Here is a 15,987-nt window from a genome sequence, read left to right on the forward strand (position 1 = left end):
GGCGGGGACGGGACGGCGGGTCAGGCGGGCTGGCGAGCGGCGGCGATCCGCTCCGCGCGCAGCGCGTCGTACCAGGTGGTGTCCGCCGGCGGCAGCGCGTTGACGTCCAGCGCCAGCTTGATCAGCAGGTCGGCGAAGGCGGGGTTGCGGGCCATCACCGGGCCGTGCAGGTAGGTGCCGAAGACGGTGTCCCGCCAGGCGCCCTCGGTCCCGTTGCCGTCGCCGTTGCCACCGCCCGCGGTGACCTGGGCCAGCGGCATGACGCCCTGGCCGAGGTGGGTGACGCCCTGGTGGTTCTCGAAGCCGGTCAGGGTCGGCAGGCCGAGCCGGGGGTCCGCCTCGGCGAGCACGTCGCCGACACTGCGGGCACCCTCGCCGCGGGTGGACCAGACGTCCAGCAGGCCCAGGCCCGGCTCGCGCTGGCCCAGGTCGTTGATGAACTCGTGGCCGAGGATCTGGTAGCCGGCACAGACCGAGAAGACGATCGCGCCGTTGTCCACCGCGCGGTGCAGGCCGGAGTCCTGCCGCAGCCGCTCGGCGGCCAGCCGCTGCGGGCGGTCCTCGCCACCGCCGATCAGGTAGATGTCGCCACTGCTCGGCACCGGCTGGTCGGAGCGCACGTCGATCCGCTGGACGTTCAGCCCGCGCTGACGAGCCCGCCGCTCGACCACCAGGGCGTTGCCCCGGTCGCCGTAGGTGCTGAGCAGGTCCGGGTAGACCCAGACCAGCCGCAGGCTGCTGTCGTTCATCCTCGGAGGCCTTCCGTAGTGCTGCTGCTGCGGGTTGTATCCGGGGGGAGGAGGCATGGTCATCAGCCCGCCACCACCTTTCGCAGCTGCTGGAACGCCGTGTAGTTGGCGATCGCCTCGATCCGGCCGGGCGGTGCCATCCGGACCGCCTCCTCCAGCGAGTCGACCACGTGGAACTGGAGGCCCGCGACCTCCAGGCGGACCGCGAGGTCCAGCTTGCGCTGGCCCATCACGAAGACCGGGTGCCCGGCGAGACGCTCGTAGTCGACGTCCCAGAGCCAGGAGGTGTCGGTGCCGTCGGCGTCGAGCGCGTTGACCGAGAGGATCACCGGTGCCGGCGGGCCGTCGATCAGCGAGAAGGTCTCCAGCCAGCCGGCCGGGTTCTTGGCCAGCAGCAGCCGGACGTCGCGGCCCTGGTAGCTGACCACGTCGTAGCGGCCGGCGACCGCGGCCACCGACTGCATGCGCTCCAGCGCGACCTGCGGCGGGACGCCGAAGACCGCGGCCACCGCCGCCGAGCTGGTGGCGTTGGCGAGGTTCGCACGGCCGGGCAGCTGCAGCTGGATCGGCCAGGCGGAGCCGTTGGGGTCGATCACGTGGGTGCCCTGGAGCGCCCAGTGGGGCTGCGGGCGGCGGAAGCCGCACTCCTGGCAGTACCAGTCGTCGCCGGGGCGCTGCATCACGCCACCGCAGGACGGGCACGACCAGGCGTCCTCCTTCCAGGCCTGCCCGGCGGCCACCCAGACCACCCGGCGGCAGGAGGAGGCGGCCCAGGTCACCAGCGGGTCGTCCGCGTTGGCGATGATCACGGCCTCGGTGTTCTGCAGCCCCTCGCGCCAGCGCTCGGCGAGCATCCGGGTCTCGGCGGCCCGGTCCAGCTGGTCGCGCGAGAGGTTCAGCAGCGCTATGGCCTTCGGGCTGGTGTCACGGGCCACGCCGGCCAGGTACTTCTCGTCGACCTCGATCACGCCGTAGCGGGCCTCGCCGCCACCGGCGAGCGCGGCGGTGATGCCGGCCGGCATGTTGGCGCCGAGCGCGTTGGAGACCACCGGGCCGGCGGCGCGCAGCGCCTCGGCGATCAGCCGGGTGGTGGTGGTCTTGCCGTTGGTCGCGCTGACCAGGACCACGTCCAGGTGGTCGGCGAGCCGGGCCAGCAGGTCGGGGTCGAGCTTGAGGGCGACCTTGCCGCCGATCACCGAGCCGCTGCCGCGGCCGACCGTCCGCGAGGCGGCGGCGGCCATCTTGCCCGCGGTGACGGCGAGCTTGCTGCGGGCGGGCAGTGAGGAGTCGCGCGAGCCGGTGGCTGCGGCCTCCGATCCGGTGCCTGGCATGCTCAGGAGTTCCTCCTCATTGCTGACGACCCCCCTCCGGCCAGGTCTGCGGGCCGTCGGGCGGCAGGGACGGGGTCAGCCTAACGGCTCCGTCGCACCGGGCCGAGCCACGGCCCCCTCCGCGGCCTGCGCGCTCCGTGCTCTGACGGAGCTTTGACCAGGCCCGGAGCCGCCCGGGGAACGGTACCGGACCGCGCCCGGCGGCCCCGGACGGCCCCGCGCGGCCCGGCCCCGGACGGCTCAGGAGCGTCCCGGCACCGACGGCCACGGGTTGGGCAGCTGGGTGGCCGCGCCGGCCAGGTGCCCGGTGATCACCAGGGTGCCGTGTTCCACCTGGTAGTCCAACGGGATCTCCAGCCGCCGCATCGCGCCGATCAGCGCGGTGTTGCCGGCCTGGGTGACCGCGTAGACGGTGGCCACACCCGCCTCGGCGGCCAGTGCGGCCATCCGGCGCAGCAGGTCGAGCCCGAGGCCCCGGCGCTGCCACTCGTCCTCGACCAGCACCGCCAGCTCGGCGCTGTCGTCGTCCCACATCAGGTGGGCGAGCGCGACCAGCCGCCCGTCGGTGGTCTCCACGGCCAGGGTCTGGCCGTGCCGGGGGTCGAGCAGGTGGGCGAGGTAGCGGTCGGCATCGGCCACCGGCCCGTGGTAGCGGCGGCGCAGCGTGGCCGGCGAGCAGCGGTGGTGCATGGCCAGCGCGGCGGCCCGGTCGGTGGGGTCGGCCCGGCGGACGGTCAGGTCGGTGCCGGCCGGCAGCCGCAGCCGGTCCTCGACCCTGGGCACCCGCGGGCCGAGCACCGCGTCCAGCTCGACCAGGGCCTTGGCCCGGGCGAACTCGGTCGGGGTGAACGGCAGTTGCGGGCGGGAGAGCTCGATCAGCTCGCCACCCGGGGTGGGCAGCCGCATCACGTGCCCGGCCAGCGTCGGCACCGTCCGCTCGCCGCCCCGGCCCGGCGACTGCCGGATCGTGCACTGGCCGAACAACTGGCGTAGCGCGACCGGGAGTTCAGCGGCGTCCAGGGCGGTCCGGGTGGCCAGGCCGAGCACGTGGGTGGGCACGTCCACCAGGTCGTGCGCGTCGGCCTGGTCGGTCCAGATCTCCCGCCCGCCGGCCCCGGCCACCGCGGCGGCCAGCAGCGAGCGGGGCAGTGAGCCGGGGGCGCGCAGCAGGAACTCGTCGACGGTGGCGTCGGGCAGCGGGTGGGTCTGCAGGGAGATGATGCTGACCCGCAGCTCGGCCAGCGCGGCGCAGACCGTGGCCAGGCTGCCCGGGGCGTCCGAGACGGTGGCCCGCAACCGCCACAGCCGGGTCTGCCGGGGCAGCCCGTCCGGGTCGTCCGCGGCGGCGGGGACGGCCGGCGGGTCCGGTGGGCCGTGCGGGTGGCGCTGGGCCCACCAGGCGTGGCCGAGCGCGGTGGCCAGCAGGGCGGCGGCCGAGGCGACCAGCACCAGCGGGCCGTCGTGGCCGTGCACCACCACGTTGGCGACCAGGTCGGCGGTGCAGACGGCGAGGAAGACCGCGGCGAGCTCGACGGTCGCCCGCCGCCAGTGCTCCGCTCTGCGGTGGCGACGATCGGCGCGGGAGGGCTGGGTGGACGACGAGACGAGTTCGGTCATGCCACCACGATGCCGCCCGGGTGTTTCACGATCACGAATCCGCCGTGACCGGGCGGTAAAAGTCTGCGCGCCGGGTGAACAGCGGGTTCTGTTCAGGGGGTTGGTTGACCACCTGTCAGATCGGCGGCAGCGGCGCGTACTTCGGCCAGCAGCAGGTCCAGGTCGGCCTCGCTCGTGGCGGCGTTGAGCAGGCAGGCCCGGACCGCCTCCCGGCCGTCCAGCAACGTCCCCGTCACAAAGGCCCGGCCACGGCGCTGGACGGCGAGCGGCAGCGCCGCGTTGAGCGCGTCCAGCCGGTCCTCGGGCAGCCGCGCCGGGCGGGCCCGGAAGGCCACGATCGAGGTCTCCACCGGGGCCAGCAGCTCCAGCTCGGGATCGGCCGCGACCAGCCCGCCCAGCCGGCGGGCCAGTCGGGTGCAGTGCGCGACGTCGGCGGCCAGCCCGTCCCGACCGCGGTGGGCGATGGTCGCCCAGACCTTCAGCGCGCGGAACGGGCGGGTCTGCTCGATGCCGTACTCGGAGAACCAGCCGAGGCCGTCGCCGGCCTCGTCCTCCTCGTCGCGCAGGTAGGACGGCACCAGGCTGAAGGTCGCCCGCAGCCGCCCGGCGTCCCGGACCAGCGCGCAGCCGCAGTCCACCGGCACGCCGAGCCACTTGTGCGGGTCCAGCGCCAGCGAGTCGGCCCGCTCCAGGCCGGCGTAGCGGTGCGCGATGGCCGGGTCGAGCCGGCCGAAGGCGCCGTACGCGCCGTCCACGTGCAGCCAGAGGTCCTGCTCGGCGCAGAGGTCGGCGATCTCCTCGAACGGATCGAGCGCGCCGGTGTTCACCGTGCCGGCGGAGGCGACCACCAGGAAGGGCAGCAGTCCGGCCGCCCGGTCCGCCGCGACCGCGGCGCGCAGCGCGGCCACCTCGAGGCGGCCGGCGGCGTCGGTGGCCACCGTGCGCAGCCGGCGGCTGCCCAGGCCGAGCAGCTCGACGGCCTTCCGCACGCAGGAGTGGGTCTCCCCGGTGGCGTACGTGACCAGCGGGGGCAGCCCGGACAGGCCGTCGGCCCGCGGGTCCACCCCGGCCCGCTCGGCGGCCCGGCCGCGGGCGGCGGCCAGGCAGACGATGGTCGCCATCGAGGTGCCGGAGGTGAGCAGGCCGGCGCCGGGGACGTGGGGGAACCCGGCCAGCTCGGCGATCCAGCGCACCACCGCCCGCTCCAGGTGGACGTCCGCGTGGTCGCCGCCGGCCGAGCTGGGGTTCATCGCGGCGGCCGCCAGGGTGGCCAGCACCCCGGCCGGCGCGGGGGCCGAGTTGACCCAGCCGAAGAACCGCGGGTGCCCGTTGCCCATCGGCGCGGTCAGCACCCCGGCGCCGATCGCCTCGACCAGCTCCGCCAGCCCGCGCCCGTCGCGGGGCAGCGGGGCGTCCAGCAGGGCGCGCCGGGCCGCCGGGTCCATCGGCTGCCAGACCGGACGCTCGGGCACCGCGGCCAGGTAGTCGGCCACCAGGTCGGCGGCGAGGTGGGCGGCGGCGCGGAAGGGCTGGTCGGACATGCGGGTGATCGTACTGCTGGCCGGTCCGGCCGGGGGACTACTCGGGGGCGGCGGTCTCCCGGGAGATGCCACCGCCGTCCGAGTCCCGGGGCAGAGGTCGGGCGAGGGCGGCGTCGATCAGGACGGCGGCGGCCGCGCGGGCCGTGGCGGAGGCGGACGGATCGCCGTCCATCCGGGCGGACAGTCCGGCACCGTCGTAGAGCAGGTGCAGCTGCCGGCACAGGGCCTGCGGATCGGCAGCCCCGGCCTGCTCGGCCAGGTCGGTGAGGAGGCCGCGCAGCCAGCCGCGGTAGGCGGCGGCGGTCTGCTCGGTCACGTCGCCGGGCCGGGCCTCCGCGGTGGCGCTGGCGAACGGGCAGCCGTGGTAGCCGGGCTGGGCGAACAGCTCGGCCTGGGCGTCGAACACCCCGAGCAGGCGTTCGCGCGGCGTCCCGCAGCGCTCCAGCGCCCGGGTGATGCGCTCGACGGCGGCCGCGTGGCGGGCCTCCAGGTAGGCGCGGATCAGTCCGTCCTTGCTGCCGAAGGCGTTGTAGAGCGAGGCCTTGGCCACTCCGGCGTGCTCGATCACCCGGTCGATGCCCACGCTGCGCACGCCCTCGTCGTAGAACAGCTCGTCGGCGGCGGCCAGCAGGCGCTCCCGCGCCGAGGGCTTGGCGAGGCTCTTCGCGACCATCACGAGGACCACCTTCCTTAGACAGACCTGTCTATTCTATGCCGTCGGGTCGAAGGGTGGGGATGCTACCGGTCCGGGTGCGCAGCAGGCCGACCAGAGCCAGCCCGGCGAGCAGGATCAGTGCGAGGCCGTACTGGCGGGTGGTGGTGATCAGCCCGCCGCCGTGCACCACCAGGTACCCGGCGGCCACCGCGGGCAGGCCCATGCCCAGGTAGGAGACCACGTAGAGCAGCGACAGCAGGCCGGAGCGCTCGTGCGCGGCGGCCTGCGGCACCACGGTCCGGATGCCGCCCTGGAAGCCGCTGCCGAAGCCGACCCCGCTGATCGCGGTGCCGGCGAAGAAGGCGGCCGGGGACTTGGTGGTCAGGGCGATCAGTGTGACGGTCACGCCGACGATCAGCGCGAGGATGCCGGTCAGCATCACCGGCCGGGCCGGCGCGGCGCGCAGGACGGCGACCGACACCACCGCGGCCGCGGCGAGGGTGAACAGGCTCAGCGCACCTGTCACCACGTTGCCGGACCCGGTCAGGACGCGCACCAGGGCCGGACCGAGGGCACCGTAGAGCCCGGCCAGCGCCCAGGCGGCGAACAGCACCGGGGCGGCGGCCAGCACCGGGCCGCGCAGCGCACGCGGCAGCCGGATCTCCGGCACCAGGGTCGACAGCGCTCCGGGGGTCCGGCTCACCGTCTCGCGCAGCAGGGCGACGCCGATCGCCTGCACCGCGAAGACGCCCAGCAGGGCCAGGTAGATCAGGTGGGTGGGGGCGGGCAGGTAGCGCACCGTCAGTGCCGAGAGCAGGGCGCCGCTCGCGGTGCCCATCCCGGGGGCGAGCGCGTTCGCGAAGGTGCCGAGCTCGCGGTCCTCGTCCAGCATCGCCGCGCCGATCGCGCCGAGCGCGGCGCCGGTGGCCAGGCCCTGCATCACCCGGGCGGCCAGCAGGGCGCCGACGTCGCCGGCGGTGGCGAAGACCACCATCGAGACGGCCTGCACCGCGAGGGCGACCAGCAGCACCGGCCGGCGCCCGACGTGGTCCGAGAGCTTGCCCAGGGTCAGCAGTGCCGCGAGCACCGCGACCGCGTAGACCCCGAACACCACCGTGGTGGTGATCGGGGTGAAGCCCCAGTGCGCCTGGTAGGTCGCGTACAGCGGCGTCGGGGCGCTGGACGCCGCCAGCAGCCCCACGATCAGTGACGCCAGCAGGTACACCGCCGGCCGCCCGGTCAGCCGCCGATCGCGCCGCGGCCGTGTCGCGGCGGGTTCCGCCGGGCGGTGGGTCGGGACCGCGTCGGGTATCGGGATGGTGCCGGTCCCCGCCGCGCCCTGGATGGCGCCGCCGTGCTCAGTCATGACTTCCCCAAGCTTTTTGATTAGACCTGTCTGTCTACATCAAGAGGCTAGACAGACAGGTCTAATCAGTCAAGCGGGGCGAAGAAAGGGTGCGGCGGGGAAGCGCTGTCGCGGGCGGGTGGCCGAGGATTGACTGTGAAGAGGGGAACAGCTCGATGGGGGCGAGCGGGAAGGGCGGCGCGGTGGCTGGCGTCTTCAGTCGGGAAGTGTGGCGTCCACACCCGCTGCTGCCCCGGTGGTCGCGCAGGTTCAGGGTGGGCGGCTTCGTGCTGGTCGCGCTGGCCGTGGCGGCGGATTTCGTCACCGGGCCCGGCATCACGTTCGCCCCGGTCCTCGCCGCTGTTCCGGTGCTGGCGGGCACGGGAACCCGTCGGCCCACCCGCCCGTTGCTGGCCGGGGCGCTCGCCACCGCCTTCGTCGCCGGGCTGACGCTGTACGACGCCGAGGTGCCCGCGGTCGTGATGGTGACGGCGGCGGTCACGGTGGTCGTGGTCACCTTCTTCACCTGTGCCAACGTCGCGGTGGTGGCCGCCCAGGAGCGGGAGCTGGTCAGGGTCCGCACGGTCGCCGAGGCGGCGCAGCGGGCGCTGCTGCGCCTGGTGCCGCGACGCATGGGGCCGCTGGTGGTCGCGGTGCGCTACGTGGCGGCCGAGGCCGAGGCGCGGATCGGTGGGGATCTCTACGAGGTGATGCGGACCCCGTTCGGGGTGCGGCTGTTCGTGGGTGACGTGTGCGGCAAGGGGCTGGGCGCGGTGGAGACCGCCGCCGACGTGCTCGGGGTGTTCCGGGAGGCCGCGCGGGCCGAACCGGATCTGACGGAAGTCGCCCGGCGGCTGGACTCCGCGCTGGCCCGCCGTCCGGCGAGCGAGGAGTTCGTGACGGCGGTGCTGGTCGGGATCCCGGACACGCCGGGCCCGGCGGTGGTGGTCAACTGCGGGCATCCGCCGCCGCTGCTCTGCCACGCGGGGGAGGTCAGCGAGGTGCGGCCGCCCGTCGACGCGCCGCCGCTGGCGCTGCTGGGCCTGGTCGGCGGGGGCTACCGCGCCCGGTCGCTGGCCTTCGAGCGCGGCGACCTGCTGCTGCTCTACACGGACGGCGTGGCCGAGGCCCGGAACGCGGCCGACCGGTTCTACCCGCTCGCCCAGCGCCTGGCCCTCCTGCCGCACGCTGAGCCGGAGGCCCTGCTGGACGAGTTGCTGGTGGACGTCCGGGCGTACGTCGGCTCCGGGTTGACGGACGACGCGGCACTGCTCGCGATCCGCCGGGAACGGTGACCTCAGCACCGCACACAAACACTCGCAAATGCACAGAAAGCGGACATCGGGGTGGGGTGTCCAGTGACGGTGCCCACAGCTGTTTCGAGCCCACTACCGGCGATAGTGGACTTCTCCCGGCGCCCCGTCAGCTCCTCGCACCGTGCGGACGGTGCTCCTCGCGCCCGGCGCCACCGTTCTGGGTGTTCGCGCAGGTCGGGTGGCAGGTTTCGGCGTTCGGGCGAGTTTTCGAGCTGGGTGGTTTGGTCCGTTTTGTCCCGGGTAGCGGCATGCCCGGCCGACGCCCGCGCGCCCCGCGACCTACGACCGACCATCGTTTCAGCACCCCTTGGAGCCCACCCCAAGGCCCGCTAACAATGGCCAGGTCGCCAGATGCGGCAGCGGGAACCACACCCCGCAGTCGCACCTCCCGAACGGCACCCGCACCACGCGACGTGCCCGGCGCACGGCCCCGACCCGCGAAGCCCCTGTCCGGCCCGCGGAACCCACGTCGACAAGCCGGCGCCCAACCGATTGAGGTCGAACTCCCACATGCCCGTGATCACCACCCGCATGCGCAAGTCCGCCGCCCTGCTCCTCACCGCCACCGGCATCGCCACCCTCGGCGCCACCCTGGCCCCCACCGCCGCCTCCGCGGCCACCCCCCAGCAGATCGCCGCCAGCATCGTCCCGGCGAACCAGCTGGCCTCCTTCAGCCAGATCGTCTCCCACGAGAGCGGCTGGAACACCAGCGCCACCAACCCCTCCTCCGGCGCCTACGGCCTCGGCCAGGCCCTGCCCGCCAGCAAGATGGCCTCCGCCGGCGCCGACTGGAAGACCAACCCCACCACCCAGATCAAGTGGGCCTACGACTACATGAACTCCCGCTACGGCAGCCCCAACGCCGCCTGGGCCTACTGGCAGACCCACCACAACTACTGATCCCCGCGGATCAGCGCCCGAAGGGGCCCGGAGAGCGCCGCGCGCCCCGGGCCCCTTCGGCCGTCCCGGGCCGGTCAGTCGAGGTCGACGGCGATCACCGCGCGCTGCAGCGTGCCGAGCGGCATCGCCGCGGTGTTCTGGTCCACGTCGTCGGTCATCACGATGTTCATGTGCTGCGACAGCGGCGGTGCGCTCCACGAGCCGGTGAGCCGTTGCAGCAGCTGCGGGTTGAGCTGGTCCTCCTCCCAGAGGAGGTAGTTGTTCGCGATGTCCGGCGGGATCACCCCCAACGCCGCCTCCAGCTGCGCGAACACCGCGGCGGGGATGGTCACGGAAGGGTCGATGATGCCCTGCAGGACGAAGAACTTCCCGGCGTCCGACCCCGGGTCGGCGGCGAGCGCGGCCTGGTCGAGTGAGAGCGTGGTGTCGAACAGCGGCTGCGGGCTGGACCCGGTGAGGATCTCCTCGACGTACTGTTCCCAGCTGGGGCTCGCGTCCGAGTAGCTGCCCCGATCCGAGGAGACCGAGGACGGCCAGGCCCAGGGCTGCTGGACCGTGCCGGCGCTGTCGATCAGGACGACGTGCTTGCCGGCCGCGAGGTAGTCGTCGTAGGTCGACTGCGGCGACAGCTGCGGCTGGGTGGCGATGGCGCCGGTGCCGATCAGCCCGGCGAGGTCGGTGGCCGCCTCGGCGTCGTCGGCGCTCGCCTCGGCCGAGGGCGCGGCCGTCGAGAGCTGGATGACCACGATCTCCCGCGGGTGGGCGTCGATCCACCGGGCGATCGCGTCGGCCTCGCCCGTCTGGCCGTCGGCGTCGAAGAACAGGGCGCCCGTCGGACCGCCGTGGTAGGTGTACCAGGCGCCGTCCTGCTTGCACAGCCGCAGGTCGAGGTAGCGCGAGCCGGCGTTCAGCTGGTCCACGATCGAGCCGCTCTGCGAGCGCGACATGCTCGCCGCCACGGCCGGGGCGATCGCGGAGACGCCGTAGTTCTGCCCGGACGTGCACAGCCCCGAGCCGTCGTGGATGCTCCAGCTGCCGGCGTCATGGCTGCCGGGCATGGCGATGTTGTCCAGTGGCCGGGCGCCGATGGCCGGTTGCAGCTGGGACATCCAGTCGGCCAGGTCGAGGCCGGCCGTCGTGACTCCCGTGGGCGTGGTCGTCGCCACCGCCGGGGTGCCGGTGGCCCAGATCAGCCCGGCCGCCAGCAGTCCGGCGGTCGCCCCCGCCCACGCGCGGGTGCCGCTGCTTCTCGCCTTCAATGCCGTTCCTTCCGTCGGGGTGGTCGCAGTGCCTCCCGGCATCCGCTGACGTGCCGCCGCTGGCAGAGCGAACTCACGTGTAAGGAAAGGAACTTGAGTCGAGGCGGCGGCACGGACTGACACGTTCTTAGCCGTCTGGCGGTAACACGTCAATCCTTTGCGCGGGGCCGTGTCGGGGAGGTGGGACGATGGACTCGAGGTGTCCGCTCGGCCGGGAGCGGGAGGAGAGTCGCATGACCGTTCCAGGCCTCCGAGTGGCGGTGGTCGGTTCCGGGCCGGCCGGCCTCTACACGGCCGAGGCGGTGATCAGGCAGGCCACGGCGGACGGCATCGACGTCGCGGTGGACGTGCTCGATCGCCTGCCCACCCCGTACGGTCTGGTGCGCTACGGCGTCGCCCCCGACCACCCGTCGATCCGGTCGATCGCCGACTACCTGAAGCGGGTGCTCGAACACCCGCGGGTCCGTTTCCTCGGCGGCCTGTGCTTCGGCCGGGACGTCACCCGCGACACGCTCCTCGCCTGCTACGACGCGGTGGTGTACGCGACCGGCGCGGCGCGTGACCGGCGGCTGCGGGTACCCGGCGAGGAGCTTCCGGGGAGCGCCGCGGCCGCCGACTTCGTCCGCTGGTACTGCGGACACCCGGACTCCGACCCCGCGATGTTCCACCTGGACGCCACGGCGGTGGCGGTGATCGGAGCCGGCAACGTCGCGCTCGACGTGGCCCGGGTCCTGGCCAAGCCCGCGACCGAGTTCGGTGCCACCGACATGCCGGAGCCGGTGCTCGCCGCGTTCGCCGCCAGCAGGGTCGAGCAGATCCACATCATCGGCCGCCGCGGGCCCGCGCAAGCCAGGTTCACCACCAAGGAACTGCGCGAACTCGGTGAGTTGCCGGGGGCCGACATCACCGTCGACGTGGCTCAGGCCGACCTCGACGGGTTCGACGCGGAGCCGGACCGTCGGGTGCGCGGCAACCTGGCGGTGATCAGCGACTGGGCCGGCCGGCCGGCCCGGGGCTGCCCGCGGCGGGTGGCGGTGCGGTTCTGGCAGCGGCCGGTGGAGATCCTCGGCACCGACCGGGTGACGGCCCTGCGGGTCGAGCGGACCAGGCCGGACGGCTCGGGGCAGGTCACCGGCACCGGCGAGTACGCGGAGTTCCCGGTGCAGCTGGTCCTGCGCTCGGTCGGCTACGAGTCCGTGCCGCTGCCCGGCGTGCCCTTCGACGAGCGGCATGCCATCGTGCCCAACGCCGAAGGCCGGGTGCTGGACACCGACGGCACCCCGCGGCCGGGCGAGTACGTCGCCGGCTGGCTCAAGCGCGGGGCCACCGGCGTGATCGGCACCAACAAGTCCGACGCCGCGCAGACGGTCCGCGCACTCCTCGCCGACCGGGGGGCCGGCGTGCACCGCGCGGACCCCGCGGCGCCCCCACTACCGGACCTGCTGGCCGACCGCGGGGTGCGGCCGGTGAGCTACCAGGACTGGCTCGGCATCGACGAACGGGAGCACGAGAACGCCGCCGCCCTCGGCCGGGGCGAGCGCGTGAAACTGTCCGGCTGGGACGAGCTGAACCGGGCCAGCGGCCGTCAAGGGGCGAGGACGGCCAGGTCGAGCCGGTGAAGCCGGGCCGGGTCGGCGATCACCTCGTACTCGGTGATCCGCTCGCCCTCGATCCTGAAGGTGAGCGCGATGACCAGCCGGCCGTGTGCGGCCACCACGGCCCCCACGGCTCCGTCCACCAACGCCGGTGCCGCGAACCGCGCCCGCCGCCCGAAGACCATGGTCCCCGCCGCCACCGCCCGCGCACCGCTGACCACGGTCGCCGCACCCGCCGGCAGCGCCGCACGGTCAGCCCGGCGGACCACGTCGGGTGCCAACACCGCGAGGACCGCGTCCAGATCGCCGTTGCGCGAGGCGGTGAGGAAGGCCTCGACCACCTGCCGGTGCCGGGCGAGTTCGGCGCCGGGCGCGGTCGCGCCGCCGCGCGCCTTGCGCCGCGCGCGGCTGGCGAGCTTCTTGGCGGTGTCCGGCGAGCGTTCCACGATCTCGGCGATCTGGTCGAACGGCACGGTGAACATGTCGTGCAAGACGAAGGCGATCCGCTCGGCCGGGGCCAGGGTGTCCAGCACCACGAGCAGCGCGAGCCCGACCGAGTCGGCCAGCAGTGCCTCCTCCTCGGGGCCGTCCTCGGCATCCGCGGCCCGGTCGGGCATCCGCTGGCCGACCAGTTCCTCCCGACGTGAGGCGCGGGAGCGCAGCATGTCGAGGCAGATCCGGGAGACCACCGTCCGCAGCCAGCCGGCCAGGTTCTCGACCCCGCCGACGTCGGTGCGGCTGAGCCGCAGCCAGGCCTCCTGGACGGCGTCGTCCGCGTCGCTGAGCGAGCCGAGCAGCCGGTAGGCGACCGATCGCAGCTGGCTGCGCTGGGTCTCGAAGCGTTCCGCCAGCCGGTCCTGCTCGTCCATCGGTCACCTTTCGCCCTCGGGGTCCGTCGACTCTATGACGCACCCGGCCGGGCCGAGGTGACCGCGGTCCGACGACGAGGAGACACCCATCATGAGCACGACGCCGCACACCACCCTCGACCAGCCCCTGCTGCGGCCGGTGGACCTCGGAGACCTCCGGCTGCCCAACCGGGTGGTGATGGCCCCGCTCACCCGGGCCCGGGCGGCCAACCCCGGGCTGGTGCCGACGGAGCTGCACGCCGCCTACTACGCCCAGCGCGCCAGTGCCGGGCTGATCGTCACCGAGGCGACCTGGGTCGGCGAACAGGCGATCGGCTTCGTCGACGTCCCCGGCATCTACCACGAGGAGCAGGTCGCCGGCTGGCGGCGGGTCACCGACGCGGTCCACGCCCTCGGCGGGCGCATCGTGCTGCAGCTCTGGCACACCGGCGCCGCCTCGCACCCCGATCACCTCGGCGGACGGCGGCCCGCCGGCCCGTCAGCGGTCAATCCGCACCTGAAGTCCTTCACCCGCGGCGGATTCCAGGAGACCGTCACGCCCCGGGAGATGAGCACGGCCGAGATCGCGGCCACGGTCGCCGACTACCGCGCGGCCGCGGCGAACGCCCGGCGCGCGGGGTTCGACGGGGTCGAGGTCGCCGCCCACGGCTCGTACCTGATCGCGCAGTTCCTCCACCCGCGGCTCAACCGCCGCACCGACGGCTACGGCGGCGACCGCGCCGGTCGCCGGCGCCTGCTGCTGGAGATCGTCGACGCGGTCGCCGAGCCGTGGGACGGCCGGCGGGTCGGGGTGCGGCTGGCGCCGTACCTGGCCCTGGGGGACCGTTTCCCGGTCGACGAGGGGACGCTCGCCGACCACGAGGCGCTCGCGGTGGAGCTCAACGAGCACCCGGTGGCCTACCTGCACCTGCGCGGACCGGACGGTGCCCCCGGATTCGAGGAGATCGCCCGCTACCGGCGGCTGTTCCACGGCCCGCTGATCGCGAACAACGGTTTCGACCGCGAGTCCGCGAACGCCGCCATCGAGGCCGGAACCTCCGACGCGGTCTCCTTCGCCACCCACTTCATCGCCAACCCCGACCTGGTCACCCGCTTCGCCCAGGGCCGCGAACTGGCCGCCGGCGACCCGGGCACGTACTACGGGGGCGGGGCGGTCGGGTACATCGACTACCCCGCGAGCACCGACTCGTCCCGTTCCTCGGCCGTCACGGCCGCGTCCACCTCGTCCGGCTCCAGCGCCAGGCCCACGGCGAAGTAGTGGATCGCCAGGCTGAAGGCGATCACGATCAGCAGGTCCCACCAGTTGGGCAGCGCCCCGGTACCGCCGTAGCGGCCGTAGCGGCTGATCAGCACCAGGCCGGCCAGCCAGGGCCACACCCAGCCGGCGGACCGCCCGTGCAGTGGCCGTCGCCCGCCTGGCGGCAGCCCGAGCCGGGTGAGCGTGAGGACGGCCAGGCCGAGCAGCACGGTGATGCCGAGCTTCCAGTCCGCCTCGTACCCGGACCAGTAGAAGATCAGGTTGGCGGAGACGAAGGCCGCCGGTGCCAGCACCCGCCAGCCGGGCAGCCGGTACGGGCGCGGGCGGCCGCCGTCCCGCAGCCGCAGGGCGTGCAGGGCCACCGGGGCGAACGCGTACATGATCGCCGCCGCCGAGGTGATCAGGCTGACCAGCGCCTGCCAGCTGGGGAACGGCAGGAAGGCGATCTCGCCGACCACGACTGCCAGCAGGATCGAGACCACCGGGGCGCCGCGCCGGCTGATCCGGGCGACCGGTCCGGGCAGCACCCGCTCGTGCGCCATGGCGTAGGAGAGCCGGGAGGCCCCGGCCAGGTAGACCAGACCGGTGCTGGCGGGGGAGATCACGGCGTCGACGTAGAGGATGGTCGCCAGCCAGCCGGCCCCCAGCAGGGTGGCCAGGGTGGCGTACGGGCCGAAGTCCCCCCTGCCGACCGGCGCCGCCCAGCCGTGCGCCAGGGCCGCGGGGTTCAGCGCCGCGATGAACGCGACCTCCAGCAGGAGGTAGATCGCGGTGCCGGTCGCCATGGCGGCGATCACCGCGCGGGAGACGTCCCGCTGGGGGTCGCGCGCCTCGCCGGCGAGCTGGATCGCCTGCTCGAAGCCCAGGTAGGCGAAGACCACGCCGGCGGGCAGCGCCGCGAAGACGCCGTGCGCGCCGTGCGGGGCGAAGCCGCCGCCCGCGGTGAAGTTGGAGCCGTGGAAGGCCAGCGACAGCAGGGTCCCGACGGTCAGCAACGGCACGGCCGTCTTGACCACGACGGTGACCGAGTTGGCCGCCGACAGGAACCCCACCCCGATCACGTTGACGGCCGCGAAGAGCAGCATGAAGCCGGTCGCGACCACCAGACCCGCGCCGGTGAGGGTGCCGTCCGGGCGGAGCAGCACGACCTGGTCGTGGATCCAGCCGATCCGGTCCAGGTAGGAGAGGGTGGCCTCGACCTCGATCGGCGAGATCGCGACCGAGCGGATCCAGGCCATCCAGCCGGCGGTGAAGCCGGCCAGCGGGCCGAAGGCGAAGAACGGGAACCGTGCGGTGCCGCCGGCGATCGGGTAGGCGGCACCCAGCTCCGCGTGGACCAGCGCCAGCAGGCCGAGCATCAGAGCGCCCAGCACCCAGGAGAGCAGCGAGGCGGGGCCGGCGATGACGGCGGCGGTCAGCGCGCCCAGCAGCCAGCCGGAACCGATGATCGACCCGAGCGAGACGAACATCAGGCCCCAGAAGCCCACCGCCCGATGCAGCCGGCCGCCCTGGGCGCTCCCGCTCGCGGTCGTGTCGGTCCTGGTCATGTGTG

13 protein-coding genes are annotated in these 15,987 nt (G+C 74.1%); 4 read left to right on the forward strand and 9 right to left on the reverse strand.

Annotation, left to right across the window (positions count from 1 at the left end; translation table 11 throughout):
- Positions 1–20: 20 nt before the first annotated feature.
- The 6 genes from ACIGXM_RS09325 to ACIGXM_RS09350 form a co-directional block, all read right to left on the reverse strand.
- Positions 21–749 carry a type 1 glutamine amidotransferase gene (locus ACIGXM_RS09325; RefSeq protein WP_396558581.1) on the reverse strand — a complete coding sequence of 243 codons (729 nt, stop codon included), beginning with the start codon at positions 747–749 and terminating at the stop codon, positions 21–23.
- Positions 750–811: 62 nt separating this feature from the next.
- Positions 812–2,080, reverse strand: coding sequence for a MurT ligase domain-containing protein (locus tag ACIGXM_RS09330; RefSeq protein WP_396558583.1), 1,269 nt, complete (start codon positions 2,078–2,080; stop codon positions 812–814).
- Between the two features lie 240 nt (positions 2,081–2,320).
- Positions 2,321–3,697 carry a GNAT family N-acetyltransferase gene (locus ACIGXM_RS09335; RefSeq protein ID WP_396558585.1) on the reverse strand — a complete coding sequence of 459 codons (1,377 nt, stop codon included), beginning with the start codon at positions 3,695–3,697 and terminating at the stop codon, positions 2,321–2,323.
- A gap of 92 nt (positions 3,698–3,789) precedes the next feature.
- Positions 3,790–5,238 carry a pyridoxal phosphate-dependent decarboxylase family protein gene (locus tag ACIGXM_RS09340; RefSeq protein WP_396558587.1) on the reverse strand — a complete coding sequence of 483 codons (1,449 nt, stop codon included), beginning with the start codon at positions 5,236–5,238 and terminating at the stop codon, positions 3,790–3,792.
- A 37-nt stretch (positions 5,239–5,275) separates the two neighbouring features.
- Positions 5,276–5,911 (reverse strand): TetR/AcrR family transcriptional regulator, encoded by a 636-nt coding sequence (locus tag ACIGXM_RS09345; RefSeq protein ID WP_396558589.1) that lies wholly within the window; start codon positions 5,909–5,911, stop codon positions 5,276–5,278.
- Positions 5,912–5,942: 31 nt separating this feature from the next.
- Positions 5,943–7,259 carry an MFS transporter gene (locus ACIGXM_RS09350; protein WP_396558591.1) on the reverse strand — a complete coding sequence of 439 codons (1,317 nt, stop codon included), beginning with the start codon at positions 7,257–7,259 and terminating at the stop codon, positions 5,943–5,945.
- A 254-nt stretch (positions 7,260–7,513) separates the two neighbouring features.
- On the opposite strand from ACIGXM_RS09350, the gene ACIGXM_RS09355 reads away from it, so the two are divergent.
- Together ACIGXM_RS09355 and ACIGXM_RS09360 are read left to right on the forward strand one after the other, a co-directional pair.
- Positions 7,514–8,533, forward strand: coding sequence for a PP2C family protein-serine/threonine phosphatase (locus ACIGXM_RS09355; protein WP_396558593.1), 1,020 nt, complete (start codon positions 7,514–7,516; stop codon positions 8,531–8,533).
- 531 nt (positions 8,534–9,064) lie between these two features.
- The gene (locus ACIGXM_RS09360; protein WP_396558595.1) at positions 9,065–9,454 is read left to right on the forward strand and encodes a transglycosylase SLT domain-containing protein; all 390 of its coding nucleotides are present in this window, start codon (positions 9,065–9,067) and stop codon (positions 9,452–9,454) included.
- A gap of 74 nt (positions 9,455–9,528) precedes the next feature.
- Here ACIGXM_RS09360 and ACIGXM_RS09365 read toward each other — a convergent pair whose 3' ends face one another.
- A complete protein-coding gene (locus ACIGXM_RS09365; RefSeq protein WP_396558597.1) occupies positions 9,529–10,713 on the reverse strand; it encodes a hypothetical protein in 1,185 nt (394 codons plus the stop codon).
- A gap of 233 nt (positions 10,714–10,946) precedes the next feature.
- On the opposite strand from ACIGXM_RS09365, the gene ACIGXM_RS09370 reads away from it, so the two are divergent.
- Positions 10,947–12,332, forward strand: a complete 1,386-nt coding sequence (locus ACIGXM_RS09370; RefSeq protein WP_396558599.1) for an FAD-dependent oxidoreductase — start codon at positions 10,947–10,949, stop codon at positions 12,330–12,332.
- Here the strand turns inward: ACIGXM_RS09370 and ACIGXM_RS09375 are convergent.
- On the reverse strand, positions 12,299–13,177 hold the full coding sequence (locus ACIGXM_RS09375; RefSeq protein ID WP_396558601.1) for a sigma-70 family RNA polymerase sigma factor: 879 nt from the start codon (positions 13,175–13,177) through the stop codon (positions 12,299–12,301). The two genes, ACIGXM_RS09370 and ACIGXM_RS09375, sit on opposite strands and share 34 nt — an antisense overlap.
- A gap of 91 nt (positions 13,178–13,268) precedes the next feature.
- On the opposite strand from ACIGXM_RS09375, the gene ACIGXM_RS09380 reads away from it, so the two are divergent.
- Complete coding sequence (locus ACIGXM_RS09380) at positions 13,269–14,435, forward strand: alkene reductase (RefSeq protein WP_396558603.1); 1,167 nt, start codon at positions 13,269–13,271, stop codon at positions 14,433–14,435.
- Here ACIGXM_RS09380 and ACIGXM_RS09385 read toward each other — a convergent pair.
- Positions 14,345–15,982: an APC family permease gene (locus tag ACIGXM_RS09385; protein WP_396558605.1), complete on the reverse strand. Its 1,638-nt coding sequence runs from the start codon at positions 15,980–15,982 to the stop codon at positions 14,345–14,347. The genes ACIGXM_RS09380 and ACIGXM_RS09385 overlap by 91 nt on opposite strands.
- Positions 15,983–15,987 lie beyond the last annotated feature (5 nt).

It is taken from the genome of Kitasatospora sp. NPDC052896, assembly GCF_044547075.1.
GTDB lineage: Bacteria > Actinomycetota > Actinomycetes > Streptomycetales > Streptomycetaceae > Kitasatospora.

What these genes read in the sequence shown, in the direction of transcription:
- ACIGXM_RS09325 (WP_396558581.1), bottom strand. Translation starts at nt 749, where the DNA reads ATGAACGACAGCAGCCTGCGGCTGGTCTGGGTCTACCCGGACCTGCTC.
- ACIGXM_RS09330 (WP_396558583.1), bottom strand. Translation starts at nt 2,080, where the DNA reads ATGCCAGGCACCGGATCGGAGGCCGCAGCCACCGGCTCGCGCGACTCC.
- ACIGXM_RS09335 (WP_396558585.1), bottom strand. Translation starts at nt 3,697, where the DNA reads ATGACCGAACTCGTCTCGTCGTCCACCCAGCCCTCCCGCGCCGATCGT.
- ACIGXM_RS09340 (WP_396558587.1), bottom strand. Translation starts at nt 5,238, where the DNA reads ATGTCCGACCAGCCCTTCCGCGCCGCCGCCCACCTCGCCGCCGACCTG.
- ACIGXM_RS09345 (WP_396558589.1), bottom strand. Translation starts at nt 5,911, where the DNA reads ATGGTCGCGAAGAGCCTCGCCAAGCCCTCGGCGCGGGAGCGCCTGCTG.
- ACIGXM_RS09350 (WP_396558591.1), bottom strand. Translation starts at nt 7,259, where the DNA reads ATGACTGAGCACGGCGGCGCCATCCAGGGCGCGGCGGGGACCGGCACC.
- ACIGXM_RS09360 (WP_396558595.1), top strand. Translation starts at nt 9,065, where the DNA reads ATGCCCGTGATCACCACCCGCATGCGCAAGTCCGCCGCCCTGCTCCTC.
- ACIGXM_RS09370 (WP_396558599.1), top strand. Translation starts at nt 10,947, where the DNA reads ATGACCGTTCCAGGCCTCCGAGTGGCGGTGGTCGGTTCCGGGCCGGCC.
- ACIGXM_RS09375 (WP_396558601.1), bottom strand. Translation starts at nt 13,177, where the DNA reads ATGGACGAGCAGGACCGGCTGGCGGAACGCTTCGAGACCCAGCGCAGC.
- ACIGXM_RS09380 (WP_396558603.1), top strand. Translation starts at nt 13,269, where the DNA reads ATGAGCACGACGCCGCACACCACCCTCGACCAGCCCCTGCTGCGGCCG.
- ACIGXM_RS09385 (WP_396558605.1), bottom strand. Translation starts at nt 15,982, where the DNA reads ATGACCAGGACCGACACGACCGCGAGCGGGAGCGCCCAGGGCGGCCGG.